The organism is Mycobacterium sp., assembly GCF_035623875.1.
In the GTDB taxonomy this organism is placed as follows: domain Bacteria; phylum Actinomycetota; class Actinomycetes; order Mycobacteriales; family Mycobacteriaceae; genus Mycobacterium.
In genome coordinates this window covers 1-14,424 of record NZ_DASPSP010000306.1, presented here as the reverse complement: position 1 = coordinate 14,424, position 14,424 = coordinate 1, and the positions used below count along the sequence as shown (strand labels likewise).

Here is a 14,424-nt window from a genome sequence, read left to right as displayed (position 1 = left end):
TGAAGCGCGCCTCGCCGGCACTGGCGACCTCCCACGAGTAGGGCACGGGCACGTCCGTGTACTTGTCCCTCGTGGTCATGAGCTGCCGCCTTTCTGCCCGGTGTGACCAGTGGTCATATGACGGGTATCACATTGCACCGCTTGCGGCAGCGCGTCAACCCTGACGGGCGGGCTAACTGACCGCGGCCCGCTCCAACGCCCAACACTCCAAACGAAGGCACCCCCGGATTGACCGGGGGTGCTTCGTTACGAGGTGCTTCTAGTGATGGTGATGGCCGTGACCACTGCCACCGAAACGTGTCGATAAACCCGATCGGTGTCCGTGAATCGATAAGTTGGAGTCCCGCATCGCTCAAGGTTTTTGCCGTGAGCACCACCTGGCGAGACGACGCCTCGCTGCGAACAGACGGTCCTTCGCGATCGGACCAATCGCGCGCGAGTTGACCCGATAGTGTCGTGTGCGCGGCCTACACTGTGAAGCTTGTCTTCACGTGGTCGGGCATCTTCGGTGAGTCGATGGCCGGCAATGTGTTGTTGCCCGGCGAGAACGCCCCATCGCCCCAGCAACCTTCACGACTGCCTGGCGTCCGACGGCCAATAGCCTGCCGCCGGGTGTGGGCGGGTGGCCGACTCAGGCCGATGTAGCGCGTCGTGCTTTGGTGCTGGCACGCAGTACTACGCAGCACCGGTCTTCGGCGGGCTCGAGATCGGCAGCGGGACAGTGCGGCTCCAGCGTCGTGGCCATGCCGCCGATCAATGCATGGTTCATGTCGCAGACCAATTGTGTCTGGGCCTGTGCAAGCGCATGGAATGGACAGTTGACCATCACCACGCGATCGTCCTCGCGGCGTGGCTCGTAGCCAAGCTGGCACATAGTGTCGACCGCGAGATTGAGTGCGGCTTCGGCGGTTACCGGTCGACCGCGCGCGCCGATCGCCGTCTGGCCGAACGAGCGGCCCCGTTCGGCGGCGATCCGACGCAACGCATCGATAGCGGGCTCGCCGGTTGCCGCGGCCTCCGCGATCGCGTCGGCCATCAGCCGCCCGGCCAACTCGTACTCGCGATCGGGCAGCGACACCTGGATCTCCCGGCCGGATCGCCGGTACAGCTTGGCCGGCCGGCCCGCGCCGGGACCACTCTTTCCGCTCACCCGCGCGTACTCGCTGTCCAGGAGCCCCTCGGATTCGAGTTTGTCGAGGTGGAACTTGGCCTGATGCAGCGGGACGCCGACGGCGTCGGCGGCCTGCTCCCGGCTTACCGCGGTTGGTTGGGCGTTGACGAACAGATACAGCCGGCGCCGGATCGGATCGGCCAGCGCGGCGATCCCGGCGGTGTCGCGTTCGGTGATCGGCATCTAGCACCCTTCTAACAGACAAGAGCATTGACGATAGACCCTCAACCGTCTAACGTAGAGAATACCATCCGATAGAAACGAGAGTTGATATGGACACCGACCGCCTCAAGAACGACCCTGCCTACCAGGCGTATGCCGTCCTCCGGACGATTTTCAGCATCGCGCCGATCCTGTTCGGCCTCGACAAGTTCACCAACATCCTGACCGATTGGCCCCACTATCTGGCTCCGTGGATCACCGACATCGTGCCGTTCGACGCCGCGACAACCATGCGGATCGTCGGCGTGATCGAGGTAGCAGCGGGGGTGCTGGTGGCCGTCGCGCCACGCATCGGCGCCTATGTGGTGGCGTTGTGGCTTGCCGGCATCATCGTCAATCTGCTGACCCTGCCCGGCTACTACGACGTCGCGCTACGCGATTTCGGACTGCTGGTCGGCGCGCTCGCCCTGGCCCGACTCTCCCAAGCAGAACACGTGCGGGCACACGAGACGCATGACGCCGCCAGCTCCGTCTGACCCCACCTCGCCGGCGTCAGCAGGCGTCGCCGAGTGCGTAGGTTGCCGACGCTCCCACGCGCATAACCCACACAGTCGGTAGTGCCGTGACCAAGGTCAACAGCCGCCGCGATTCGCCCGCGTCGGGCCAGATGGAAGCACCCCCGGCGACCAACCGGGGGTGCTTCCGTCTGACGACTAGTGAGCGTGGCCGTGGTGGTGACCGGCGTGCTCGTCCTCCTCGGCGGGCTTGTCGACGATCGCTGTTTCGGTGGTCAGCACCATGCGTGCCACCGACGCCGCGTTGAGCACCGCGGACCTGGTGACCTTGACCGGGTCGATAACCCCGTCGGCGGCCAAGTCGCTGTACTTCAACGTCGCCGCGTTGAACCCGTGCCCGACGGGCAGCTCAGCGACCTTGTTGACCACCACCGCGCCGTCCTGCCCGGCGTTGGCCGCGATCCAGTACGTCGGCGCACTGAGCGCGTCGGAGAACACCTCGACGCCATGGGCCTCGTCACCGGACAGCGACGCGCGCAGGTCGGCGAGCGCCTTGCGGGCCTGCAGTAGCGCAGATCCGCCGCCCGGGACGGTGCCCTCCTCCACGGCTGCCTTCGCCGCGGCAACCGCGTCCTCGACGCTTTCCTTGCGCTCCTTGAGCGCGGTCTCGGTGGCGGCCCCGACCTTGATGACGGCAACCCCGCCGGCCAGCTTGGCCAGCCGCTCTTCCAGCTTTTCCCGGTCCCAGTCGGAGTCGGTGCTTTCGATCTCGGAGCGCAGCTGCTTGGCGCGGTCGGCGATGGCCTCGGCGGTGCCACCGCCTTCGACGATCACAGTGTCGTCCTTGCTGACCACCACGCGGCGGGCCGAACCGAGCACCTCCAGCCCCACCTCACGCAGCGTCAGGCCGACGTCGGGGTTCACCACCTGGCCGCCGGTCACGATGGCCAGGTCCTCGAGGAAAGCCTTACGGCGGTCACCGAAGAACGGCGCCTTGACCGCGACCGCTTTCAGCGTCTTGCGGATCGCGTTGACCACCAGCGTCGACAACGGCTCGCCTTCGACGTCTTCGGCGATGACCAGTAGCGGCTTACCCGACTCGGCCACCTTCTCCAGCAACGGCAGGAAGTCGGGCAGCGAGCTGATCTTGTCGCGGTGCAACAGGATCAGCGGGTCATCGAGCACGGCTTGCTGCGCGTCGAAGTCGGTGACGAAGTACGCCGACACGAAGCCTTTATCGAAGCCGACGCCCTCGGTGAACTCCAGCTCGGTACTCAGCGTGGACGATTCCTCGACGCTGACCACACCGTCGTGGCCGACTTTGGTCATTGCCTCACCGACCAGCTCGCCGATCTGCTCGTCGCGCGACGACACGGTGGCCACTTGCGCGATACTGGTCTTGCCGGACACCGGGGTGGCCGACGCCAGCAGTGCCTCGGACACCGCGTCGGCGGCCTTGGCGATACCAGAGCCGAGCGCGATCGGGTTGGCACCGGCAGCGACGAGCCGCAGCCCGTTCTTGATGATCGCCTGCGCCAGCACGGTGGCGGTGGTGGTGCCGTCGCCGGCGACGTCGTTGGTCTTGGTGGCCACCGACTTGACCAGCTGGGCGCCCAAGTTCTCGAACGGGTCTTCCAAGTCGATCTCGCGGGCGACGGTGACACCGTCATTGGTAACCGCGGGCCCGCCAAAAGCCTTGGCCAGCACCACATGCCGGCCTCGCGGGCCCAGCGTCACCCGCACCGCATCGGCGAGCTTGTCCACGCCGGCTTCCATCGCCCGCCGCGCGGTTTCGTTGAACTCAATCTGCTTGCTCATCAGTCTTTCTTGTCCCGTCTAAGAAGCAGTCCGCCCCGGCAAATCACCCACGTCTCGACGTGGGGATTGCCGGGGCGGAACACGCTTTGCGTTACTTGTTGACGACGGCCAGCACGTCGCGGGCCGACAGGATCAGGTACTCCTCGCCGTTGTACTTGATCTCGGTGCCGCCGTACTTGCTGTAGATGACGGTGTCACCCTCCGAGACGTCGACCGGGATCCGCTTTGCGCCATCCTCGTCCCACCGGCCGGGGCCGACGGCGACGACGGTGCCCTCCTGGGGCTTCTCCTTGGCGGTGTCGGGAATGACCAGACCGGATGCGGTCGTGGTCTCGGCCTCGTTGGCCTGTACGAGGATCTTGTCCTCGAGTGGCTTGATCTTCACCTTCGCCACGATTGGAGCCTCCACTTTGGTTTCGTTGGTAGGGGGCCCGGGGCCGTTGCCCCGAACCTTGGGATTACCAGGTGTTCGGCATTCGTCCGCGCCCTCGCGTCGTCGTCGCGGGTGCCGGCACAGGGGTTCGTCCGATTGCCACCTAGCACTCTATACATGCGAGTGCTAGCACTCAAGGTCGCCTTGCTGCTTCCCGCTCGCTAAGCCCGCCGACTAGTCGCTCACCACCCGATCTCGGCTCAGAACCTGGCTTCTGCCGAACCGAAACCGCAGGCAGACGCGGTGCCGGTGGTTCCCAAGAATTCCTCAAGGTTTGGGATCTCATAATGGAGCCATGTTCACCGGCACCCGAAACGCGACCCGCACCGTCGGAGCAGCGACGCTGATCGTCGCGGCTTTCGTTGGATCGGCTGGAGTCGCGCACGCCGACGGCCAAATGTACGGCGACCCCGGAGCCGCCGCCCCCTACTGGCGCTACCAGCACCAGCAAGACTGCGGGCTGATGGCCGTCGCCGATGTGGTCGGCCAGCTCACCGGACGAGAACCCTCGCAAATCGGCATGGAGATGCGCGGGATTTTCACCAAGAGCGAATCCCACCGCGGCGACGTCTACCACTTTGACGGCACCTCGCCCCAAGACATGGTCCTGCTGCTGCAGCAACACGGCATCGAATCCGACCTGACGACCGGCAACAGCATCGGGACGCTGGAGCAGGACCTCGCCGGCGGCCACAAGGTCATCGCCGCGCTGAACGCCGAAACTATCTGGAATTACCCCCCCGGCAATGGGGATCGAACCAGACCCGACCACGCCGTCGTCGTCACCGGAGTCGACACCGGCACCAACATCGTCCACCTCAACGACAGTGGCACCCCTAACGGCCGCAACGAACAGATCCCGATGGCCACCTTCAGCCAAGCTTGGACAACCAGCGACGACCTGCTCATCGTCACCCGAGGAACCAGCAACTAGCGATCAGGGCAGCTGGCCCTTGACCACCGGTAGACCCGGGTCACTGGCCACCTCCAGCGGGGATGGCGGCGCACCTGCGGCCACCAGATGAGCGGCGAAGGAGGCGATCATTGCGCCGTTGTCGGTGCACAGCCGGGGCCGCGGGATCCGCAACGTCAATCCCGCTGTGGTACAACGCTCTTCGGCGAGCTCACGCAGCCGCGAGTTCGCGGCCACTCCCCCCGCGATGAGCAGGTTGGACACGCCCAGTCCGGTGGCGGCGCGCACCGCCTTCATGGTCAGCACGTCGGCGACCGCCTCCTGGAATCCGGCGGCGATGTCGGCGGTCGCCGCCTCCGGATGGCTCTCCACATATCGCGCCACCGCGGTCTTGAGCCCGGAGAAGCTGAATGCGTGTAGGGCGTCGGCCGGTCCGGTCATGCCGCGCGGAAACGCAATCGCGTTCCGGTCACCGGTACGCGCCAGGTCATCGAGCAGCTTGCCACCTGGATAGCCCAACCCCAGCAGGCGAGCCACCTTGTCGTAGGCCTCCCCCGCGGCGTCGTCGACGGTACTGCCCAGTTCGACGATCGGCTCGCCGAGCGAACGCACATGCAAAAGATGGGTATGCCCACCGGACACCAGCAAGGCCACGCTCTCCGGCAGCGGCCCGTGCTGGTAGACGTCGGCGGCCAAGTGGCCGCCCAGGTGATTCACCGCGTAGAACGGCACCCCCCAGGCGGCCGAATAAGCTTTGGCCGCAGCCACTCCCACCAGCAGCGCGCCCGCCAGCCCCGGCCCGATGGTGGCCGCGACGATGTCCGGTTTTTGCACACTCGCGCTTGCCAGCGCGCGGCGCATGGCCGGACCGAGCGCCTCCAGGTGTGCCCGCGAAGCGATCTCCGGGACCACGCCGCCGAACCGGACGTGCTCGTCAACGCTGGACGCCACCTCGTCGGCCAACAACGTCACGGTGCCGTCAGCATCGAGCCGGGCGATGCCGACTCCCGTTTCGTCGCACGAGGTTTCGATGGCCAAGACTACGGTCATGACAGCGCCTCCCGGCGCATGGTGTAGGCGTCGGCGCCGCTGACCCGGTAATACCGCCGGCGCAGGCCGACTCGGGTGAAGCCCACACTGCGGTACAGCGCGATCGCCGGTGCGTTGTCGGTGCGGACCTCCAGGTGGACGACGGCGCCCGCAGCGAAGTCCAGCATTTCGTCCAGCAGCCGGCGGCCGACGCCGCGGCCTTGGTAAGCCGGGTCGACACCGATGGTGTGCACCTCATATTCGAACGGCGGCGTGCGGCCCAACCGCGAGATGCCGCCGTAGCCGATCAGTGCATCGGCGGTGCGGGCGGCCACGTAGTGATTGTGCTCGGCGGCAAGCTCGCGGACGAACGCTGCCGTCGGCCACGGGTCGTCACCGGGAAACAGCACGGCCTCCAGCTGCGCGCAGCGTTCGGCGTCGGCCTCCGTCAACGCGCCGACCGTGACGGGCTCGCTGCAGGCCGTCATTGCGACGCAGCTTCCCGCTCGGCGAGCGTCTTGGCGTCCGGCCGACGTAGATACAACGGCACCAGCGGCGCCGGGTTGTCGGACCATTCCGTCACCGCGGCTATGAGGCCGACCGCTGTCGGGTACGACGGTTCGCAGAGCGGCAGCCCGAACAGCGCAGCATGCTCGGGCGAGCCGGCAACCGCCCGCGCAGCACCCGGGTCGACATCGGCCGGTGCGTTGACCGCCGGACCGTCGATTCGGACGCCGTCGCGATAGCGAGCCCAGTACACCTCGCGCCGCCGGGCGTCGGTGACCACCAGCGTCTCTCCAGTGGTCTGCCCGCCGATGGCATCGAGGCTGCAGACCCCGTGCACCGGAACGCCAAGTGCGTGCCCGTAGGCCGCGGCGGTCGCCATACCAACCCGCAGTCCGGTGAACGGACCCGGGCCGCACCCCACCACCACGGCGCCCAGGTCGGCCATCCGCACCCCTGCATCGGCCAAGGCGGCCAACACATTCGGGGTGATCCGTTCGGCGTGTGCGCGGGCGTCGACGGTGACCCGCTGAGCCAGAACCTGCCCATCTGAGCCATCGGCCACGACGCCCGCGGTCACGGCGGGAGTTGCGGTGTCGATGGCCAACACCAGGCGGCTCACGAGCAGCTCCACTGCCAGGTCGCGGTCCGCGCGTCAGAGTTGCTGAGGCGCTCGAGGCGGACGTCCAGGTGCCGATCGGACAGCCGTTCGGCAAGGCCTTCGCCCCACTCCACCACGACCACGGCATCGTCGAGTTCGGTGTCGAGATCCAACGATTCGAGCTCGTCGAGCAGATCGGCGCCGGTGTGCTCCAGCAATCGGTAGACGTCGACATGGATCATCGCCGGGGCGCCGGTCCGTCGTGCCGGATGCACCCGCGCCAGCACGAACGTCGGCGAGGTGATGGGCCCGTCGACATCCATCGCCGCGGCAATCCCCTTGGCCAGCACAGTTTTTCCTGCACCGAGCGGACCGGAGAGCACGACGACGTCGCCGGCGCGCAGCTGGCCACCGAGACGTGACCCGAGCGCGACGGTGTCTTCGACACGCGGCAGCGTCGCCATGCCGGACTTACCGTCAGCCACGGCGCCGGATCCGATCGCGCCATCGCTGACTCAGCGCTGCGAATCTGCTCGGGGCAGCCCGCTTGACCAGCCGCACCAACCCGTCGTTGATCGGACCCGGCTTGGACAGCAACACCAAATGACCCGACCTGGCCACGATGACCAACTCGGAGTCCGGCAGCGCGTGGACCATTTTCTTCGAGCAGTCGGCGGGGGTGACCAAGTCGTGGTCGCCGCAGGCAACGAGTGTCGGAATCGTCGCCAGCGCAGCCAGTCCCGCCGTTTCGTCGTGTACTTCTAACGCGCGCAGGAACTCCATCATGGTCGGGATCGGGGTGCCAAGCATCATCTTCTCGGAGAACGCCACGATGCTCGGGCTGACATTCACGTCGGCGTAGGACGCTGCACGCAGTATCGGCCCGATCAGCGAGCGGGTCGCATTGCGGCCGCGATGAACAAGCTTTGGCGCCGACCGCGCGGCGAACCGAGCAGCTTCTAGCGCCGGGTTATTGAGAATCTCGCCGAGCGGTGACTGGGCCACCCCTTCGGCCGCAGACGAAATCAAGGCGGCTCCGACAATGCGGTTGCCGTAGTGGTGGGGGTACTGCCGGGCGTGCGACAACACCGTCATCCCGCCCATCGAATGGCCGACCACCACGATCGGGCCGCGCGGCGCGATCACCTGCAGCACCGTCTCCAAGTCTTTGCCCAGCTGTGTCACCGTGTAGGTTTCCGGCAGCGCGTCGCCGGATCGGCCGTGGCCGCGTTGGTCGTAGAAGATCATTCGGACCTGCGGACCCCACTCGTCGGACAGCCGCATGCGCTGAAAGTGATAGGCGCCCATACGAAGGCAGAATCCGTGCGCGAACACCACGGTCAGTGGCGCGTCGGCGGGCCCGACCTCGCGCACCGCCAGCGGCACTCCGTCGGGCGTTGTCACCACATAGCTGCGGTCGCCGTCGAGCGTCTCGAAATTCTCGTTGGCATACGGGTCTTCCATTGCCGCACGCCGCGTCATCGAACGGGCGGCGGTGACCCCGGCGATGGTGCCCAACGCACCTAGGCCCGCGGCACCTGCCAGCCACCGCGCCAGCCCCACCCGGTCGGCATGGGAGCCGTCATTATTCGCACCGCTCAACGGCTTCCGGCCTCGCGGTAGGTGCGGGTGATACGTCCCCGTGGACTGGTCACCACTTCATAGTGGATGGTGCCCAGCAGATCGGCCCACTCCTGCGCGGTCGGCTCACCCCGCGCACCCGGTCCGAACAGGATCGCCTCGTCGCCTTCGGCGACGTCGACGTGTCCCGGACCAAGGTCGACCACAAACTGGTCCATGCAGATCCGCCCGACGCCGGGACGCCGCCTGCCGTTGATCAGCACATCCAGCCGACCGCCCAGCGCCCGGAAGACGCCGTCCGCATAGCCGATCGGCATCAGCGCGACGGTGGTGTCACGCTCGGCGATCCAGGTGTGCCCATACGACACGCCCTCGCCGGCTCGAACCGACTTCACCAGTGCAACAGCGCATTTTACTGTCATCGCCGGTATCAGACCCATGTCGCCGAGGCTGGGCACGGGGCTCAGACCGTACACCGCAATACCCGGCCGGACCATGTCAAAGGCCAGGTCGGGACGTGACATCGTGGACGACGAATTCGACAGGTGCGCCACCTCGAAGTGCACTCCCTGGTTGCGTGTCTGCGCTACTATCTCGGTAAATCGTTGAGCCTGAACATTATTGATCGGGTTATCCGGCTCGTCGGCGTAAACCATGTGCGACATCAGCCCCCGCAGCCGAACGGCATCCTCGGCGGCAGCTTGGCGCAATGCGGTCAGCATGGCCGGATAGTTCCCCAGTGCGACGCCGTTGCGGTTCAGTCCGGTATCCACTTTGACGGTCACGGTGGCCGTGCAACCGGTGCGACGGGCCGCGTCCAACAGCTTCTCGAGCTGACGCACTGAGGACACCGCGATCTGCACGTCGGCCAGCAGCGCGGGCCCGAAGTCGATCCCGGGCGGATGCAGCCAGGCCAGCACCGGCGCGGTGATGCCGTCGGCGCGTAGCGCCAGCGCCTCGTCGACGGTGGCAACACCGAGTTCGGCCGCACCGGCGGCCAACGCGGTTCGGGCGACCTGGGTGGCGCCGTGACCATAGCCGTCGGCCTTGACGACAGCCATCACCTGCGCACCGCCGGCGTGCTCGCGCAGCACCCGCACGTTGTGCCCAACAGCACCCAGGTCGACCACGGCCTCAGCGAGGACGCCCGGCGCCAGGGATATCGGCGTAACGGCCAACGAAGTCGTGCTCCTACTTAGCTGTAGTCAGTTCGCTGCAGCCATTCTCCCAGAACCGTCAGTGCGAACTGCGCCAAGACCACATCGCTTGTCACTTCTGCCGCATGGGTCACAGCAATCGCTGTGGCGACAGACACATGGTTGCCGGCAGTGGCCGGTGTGGCGGGTGTGACAAGGCGCCGCGGGCTGCAGGCGGCCACCGGCTAGTGCGCGAAGTGCTCGGCTTTGTAGTGACCGCTGGGCTTGAGCTTGTCCAGGCTGGCCAGGGCGGTGCGGGCGTCGTCGTGCAACGCCCGGGCCAGGTCAAGCGAAAGTCCCTCCCGCACCACGATGCGCAGCACGGAGACATCGGTGGCATTGTCGGGCATGGTGTAGGCGGGCACCTGCCACCCGAAGCCCCGCAGCTCGTGCGAGACGTCGAACTCGGTGTAGCCCAGGCCGCCGGCCAGCCGGAAGGCGACGACGGGGATCGCAGACCCGTCCGAAATCAGCTGACAGTGCTCCCCGACCCGCAGTTGCTCCGCCAACCAGCGGGCGGTCTGCGACAACGTCCGCATGACCTGCGTATAGCCCTCGCGGCCCAACCGAAGGAAGTTGTAGTACTGGCCGACCACCTGGTTGCCCGGACGGGAGAAGTTCAGGGTGAACGTGGGCATGTCGCCACCCAGGTAGTTGACCCGGAAGACCAGATCCTCGGGCAGGTACTTATCGCTGCGCCACACCACGAACCCGATGCCAGGGTAGGTCAGCCCGTACTTGTGGCCGCTGACGTTGATCGACACCACCCGGGGCAGCCGGAAATCCCATTTGAGTTCTGGGTGCAAAAACGGCACCACGAAGCCGCCGCTGGCGGCGTCCACGTGCACTGGAACGTCGACGCCCCCGCCGGCGGCGAGTTTGTCCAGCGCCGCGCAGATCTCGGCGATCGGCTCGAGTTCACCGGTGTAGGTAGTGCCCAAGATCCCCACCACACCGATGGTGTTCTCGTCGACGGCGTCGACGACCTGCTCGGGAGTGATGACGTAGCGACCTTCCTCCATCGGCAGGTAGCGGGGCTCGACGTCGAAGTAGCGACAGAATTTCTCCCAGACCACCTGGACGTTGGAGCCCAGCACCAGGTTGGGTGTGCGGCCCTTCCAGTCTTTCCCGAGCTTCTCGCGCCATCGCCATTTGAGCGCCAGCCCTCCGAGCATGACCGCCTCGCTGGACCCGATCGTCGACACGCCACAGGCGCTGGACGGATCGTCGTCGCGCAGATGATCGGCATGGAACAGGTCGGCCACCATGCACACGCAACGCTGCTCGATGGCCGCGGTAGCCGGGTATTCGTCCTTGTCGATCATGTTCTTGTCGAACGTCTCGGCCATCAGCCGGCCGGCCTGGGGATCCATCCAGGTGGTGACGAAGGTGGCCAGGTTCAGCCGCGAACTGCCGTCGAGCATCAGCTCGTCGTGGATGAAGCGGTACGCGGCATCGGGATCCATCGATTCCTCCGGCAGCCGCAGTGCGGGCACGGGCGCGGTGAACATCCGGCCGGTGTAGGCGGGGGCGATCGAGTGCGCAGGCATGGATGGGTGGCTGTTGGACACGGCAATCCTTTCGGCTTTGGTGGTGCGGCTAGCAGCTGGCTAGAGGTCGGCCAGGGCGGCTCGGATGTGCGGGACGATCCGCGACGCCGACGTGGGCGCGTCGCCCGGCCCTGGGTCGGCGGCCGACAGCGCAGCCGCCCGCGCGTGCACGAAGGCCGCGGCGGCTGCGGCTTCGGCTGCCGGCAGCCCCGCGGCCAGCAGGGCGCCGATCATGCCGGACAGCACGTCGCCGGACCCGGCGGTCGCCGCCCAGGACTGCCCGGCCGGGTTGAGGAACACCCGCCCGCCGGGTTCGGCGATGACGGTGACGTTGCCCTTCAGCAGTACGGTGACCCCGAGCGCGTCGGCGAGCTTGCGGGTGGCGCCGATGCGGTCGTCGCCGGGCGGGCCGCCGGCCAGTCGGGCGAACTCGCCGGCGTGCGGCGTGAGCACGGTCGCCGCGCGGCGCGAGCCGAGCATGTCGGGGTGGGCTGCCAGGATGGTCAGCGCGTCGGCGTCGACAATCACCGGCAGGTCGGTGTCGAGCGCGAACCACAGCGCGGCGGCCCCGATATCGTCGGTGCCCAGGCCCGGCCCGACCGCCCAGGCCTGCACCTGCCCGGCGGCTGCCGGGGTGGGCGACGCGATCACCTCAGGCCAACGCGCGAGCACTTCGCTGTGCGCGCTGCCGGCATAGCGGACCATGCCGGAATGGGCTGCGACGGCGGCGCCGGTGCACAACACCGCTGCGCCCGGATACGTCGACGAGCCGGCCATCACCCCCGTCACACCCTGGGTGTACTTGTCGTCGTGCGGGCCGGGCACCGGCCAGCGCGCGGCCACGTCGGCGGCATCGAAGCCCACGACATCGGTCTCGGGTAGATCCAGACCAATGTCGATAAGGCGGACGCGGCCACAGTCGGCCAGCGCATGTACCGGTTTGAGCCCGCCGAAGGTGACGGTCAGCGCGGCGTGTACGGCGGGGCCGGTGATCGCGCCCGTCGCCGCGTCGATGCCGCTGGGGATGTCAACGGCGACGACCGGGATCGCCTTGACATCGACCGCTTCGAAGACTTCGGCCGCGTGCGGCCGCAGCGGCCCCGACCCGGAAATACCGACGACGCCGTCGATGATGAGATCCGTTTCCGCTGAAACCTTTTCGAGAATCCGGCCACCGGCTTTCCGGAATGCCGCCAACGCCTTCTGGTGGGTATGTTCCGGTGCGAGCAGTATCGCCTCGGCGCCCGCGCCGCGGCGGCGCAGGAAGGTCGCCGCCCACAGCGCGTCACCGCCGTTGTCGCCGGAGCCGACGACCGCGCAGACCCGGCGACCGGCAACCCCGCCGGTGCGGGCGGTCAACTCGACGATGATCGCGGCGGCCAATCCGTAGGCCGCGCGCCTCATCAGAGCGCCGTCGGGCAGGCTGGCCAGCAGCGGCGCTTCGGCCTCGCGGATCGCCTCAGCCGAGTAATAGTGCCGCATTCGCCCAGATTACGGGTCCGCGAACGCGGGTATAGTCGATTAGATGAGCTAAATATCAAGGCAGCGCGATACACGCGTAAGGACGTTCGGTTGTTCCTGCTCACCGGCCTCGGCTACGTGACCGCTATCCGGATCTAGACGCAGCGCGCCGGCCCCGGGCCATCGGATAGAACAACAGGCCGATGAAGATCGCCGAGAAGTGCCCGATCGCCGTGAAGGTCAGATGAATGAACAGCGGGACGGTGAAGACGGCGATCAAGACGGCGAGGTAACCCCATCGCCACGGCGGCGCGACGTGATAGGCGAGCACGGCGATTACCCCGACCATGAAGTAGCTGACCCCGATATCACGGGCGTGGACCAGATGTTCCGGCGCCAGGTGATGCTGGATCGCCAGATACAGCAAGCCCTCGCTGATATAGGTGGCACCGATGTGCGCAGTCAATCCGACTGTAAGCCAACGACGTTGACCGAGCCACCGCTCCGCCGGGGCAAGAAACAAGGTGAACAGGACCAGGTACGGCGCCCAGTAGCGGCCATCGATCCAGAACAGGCTGGCGAACAGCACTTCCAGCGGATCGGTCGCCAAGTGGTGGATGTTGGTCGAGCCGTGGATCAGCACGGCGCGTAATTCCCGCCGGCTCAGGCTGTGCTGAACGATCGTGGTAATCAGCAGCACAGTCAGCCAGAGGTATGTCAGCGGCGCGCTGCGGACGAATCGCCACGCCGCGGTCAGCCAGCCTTTCAGCCGCGCCGGGAGGGAGGGGTCTGCCACGGCGTTTACCTTGGCACGGTTACGCGCTGATCGCTCCGGATCGACCCTTGATCCGGTACGACGCCCCGCGTATCGTTTTAGGTCAATTACGAAACCGGGCGTATCGTAATTGGGGATTACGAAAGGATCTGCCTTGACGCGCAGCCGCTACGCCGGCCAGCCTTTCACCACATCCACCGCCGACATTGCCGCAGCGCTCGAGCAAGTCAGCATCCCGACCCTGCTGCTGTCGCTGGTGCACATCACCGGCGATCCGCGTTTCGTTCGGGACTTCAAACCAGCCGGGATCTTTCTCAACGAGGTCCAGGGATTCATGTGCGAGGACGACAAAGCCCGCGCTAGGGCAGAAGCGCTACCAGTGATCACCGACTACCGCGACCGCGGCTGCCCCGAGCCGGCACCGCTGCCTTCCGAGGTCGTCAAGGAAATGATGGACTGGGCGGTTTGCGAGACCGTACCCGAAGGCTATCTCGCGCTGCTCGTCGAAGAAATGGACCTCGACGGCGCTGATCCGCGCCGTCCGGCGGCATTGGACCCTGACCGTGCGGCGGATTTCCCCGTTGTCGTTATCGGATGCGGCGAGTCAGGAATTCTGGCCGGGATTCGCTTGAAGCAGGCCAACATTCCGTTCACCATCGTCGAGAAGAACAGCGGCCCTGGTGGAACCTGGTGGGAGAATAGCTATCCGGGCGCG

The 14,424-nt window shown here is 66.8% G+C and carries 14 protein-coding genes and 1 pseudogene; 3 read left to right on the top strand and 12 right to left on the bottom strand.

The genetic code is table 11. The annotated features are described in order from the left end of the window. Positions 1-631: 631 nt before the first annotated feature. Positions 632-1,354, bottom strand: coding sequence for a helix-turn-helix transcriptional regulator (locus VEI45_RS24610; protein WP_324857139.1), 723 nt, complete (start codon positions 1,352-1,354; stop codon positions 632-634). A gap of 89 nt (positions 1,355-1,443) precedes the next feature. Between VEI45_RS24610 and VEI45_RS24605 the strand changes: the two genes are divergently transcribed. Continuing rightward, positions 1,444-1,869, top strand: a complete 426-nt coding sequence (locus tag VEI45_RS24605) for a hypothetical protein (RefSeq protein WP_324857138.1) — start codon at positions 1,444-1,446, stop codon at positions 1,867-1,869. 177 nt (positions 1,870-2,046) lie between these two features. Here VEI45_RS24605 and groL read toward each other — a convergent pair whose 3' ends face one another. After that, positions 2,047-3,666 (bottom strand): chaperonin GroEL, encoded by a 1,620-nt coding sequence (gene groL / locus VEI45_RS24600; protein ID WP_324857136.1) that lies wholly within the window; start codon positions 3,664-3,666, stop codon positions 2,047-2,049. A 91-nt stretch (positions 3,667-3,757) separates the two neighbouring features. After that, positions 3,758-4,060 (bottom strand): co-chaperone GroES, encoded by a 303-nt coding sequence (gene groES, locus VEI45_RS24595; RefSeq protein ID WP_293332383.1) that lies wholly within the window; start codon positions 4,058-4,060, stop codon positions 3,758-3,760. A 334-nt stretch (positions 4,061-4,394) separates the two neighbouring features. On the opposite strand from groES, the gene VEI45_RS24590 reads away from it, so the two are divergent. Further along, positions 4,395-5,033, top strand: a complete 639-nt coding sequence (locus tag VEI45_RS24590) for a C39 family peptidase (RefSeq protein WP_324857134.1) — start codon at positions 4,395-4,397, stop codon at positions 5,031-5,033. Between the two features lie 3 nt (positions 5,034-5,036). Here VEI45_RS24590 and tsaD read toward each other — a convergent pair whose 3' ends face one another. The 9 genes from tsaD to VEI45_RS24545 all read right to left on the bottom strand — a co-directional run bounded on the left by tsaD (position 5,037) and on the right by VEI45_RS24545 (position 13,730). Next, on the bottom strand, positions 5,037-6,062 hold the full coding sequence (gene tsaD / locus VEI45_RS24585; protein ID WP_324857133.1) for a tRNA (adenosine(37)-N6)-threonylcarbamoyltransferase complex transferase subunit TsaD: 1,026 nt from the start codon (positions 6,060-6,062) through the stop codon (positions 5,037-5,039). After that, entirely contained in the window at positions 6,059-6,529 is a 471-nt protein-coding gene (gene rimI, locus VEI45_RS24580) for a ribosomal protein S18-alanine N-acetyltransferase (protein ID WP_324857130.1), read from the bottom strand. Before rimI ends, tsaD begins: the two co-directional genes overlap by 4 nt. Then, a complete protein-coding gene (gene tsaB / locus VEI45_RS24575) occupies positions 6,526-7,167 on the bottom strand; it encodes a tRNA (adenosine(37)-N6)-threonylcarbamoyltransferase complex dimerization subunit type 1 TsaB (protein ID WP_324857128.1) in 642 nt (213 codons plus the stop codon). The genes rimI and tsaB overlap by 4 nt, the downstream gene beginning before the upstream one ends. After that, positions 7,164-7,610, bottom strand: coding sequence for a tRNA (adenosine(37)-N6)-threonylcarbamoyltransferase complex ATPase subunit type 1 TsaE (gene tsaE, locus VEI45_RS24570; RefSeq protein WP_324857143.1), 447 nt, complete (start codon positions 7,608-7,610; stop codon positions 7,164-7,166). Before tsaE ends, tsaB begins: the two co-directional genes overlap by 4 nt. 13 nt (positions 7,611-7,623) lie before the next feature. Beyond that, on the bottom strand, positions 7,624-8,748 hold the full coding sequence (locus VEI45_RS24565; protein ID WP_414687583.1) for an alpha/beta fold hydrolase: 1,125 nt from the start codon (positions 8,746-8,748) through the stop codon (positions 7,624-7,626). Then, entirely contained in the window at positions 8,745-9,905 is a 1,161-nt protein-coding gene (gene alr / locus VEI45_RS24560; protein ID WP_324857126.1) for an alanine racemase, read from the bottom strand. The genes VEI45_RS24565 and alr overlap by 4 nt, the downstream gene beginning before the upstream one ends. A gap of 203 nt (positions 9,906-10,108) precedes the next feature. Continuing rightward, positions 10,109-11,494, bottom strand: a complete 1,386-nt coding sequence (locus VEI45_RS24555) for a glutamate decarboxylase (protein WP_324857124.1) — start codon at positions 11,492-11,494, stop codon at positions 10,109-10,111. Between the two features lie 39 nt (positions 11,495-11,533). Beyond that, positions 11,534-12,955, bottom strand: coding sequence for an NAD(P)H-hydrate dehydratase (locus VEI45_RS24550; protein WP_324857122.1), 1,422 nt, complete (start codon positions 12,953-12,955; stop codon positions 11,534-11,536). 124 nt (positions 12,956-13,079) lie between these two features. Next, positions 13,080-13,730 (bottom strand): rhomboid-like protein, encoded by a 651-nt coding sequence (locus tag VEI45_RS24545; protein WP_324857120.1) that lies wholly within the window; start codon positions 13,728-13,730, stop codon positions 13,080-13,082. Between the two features lie 133 nt (positions 13,731-13,863). Here VEI45_RS24545 and VEI45_RS24540 point away from each other — a divergent pair. Then, positions 13,864-14,424 (top strand): annotated as a pseudogene (locus VEI45_RS24540) (4-hydroxyacetophenone monooxygenase); the annotation flags it as partial.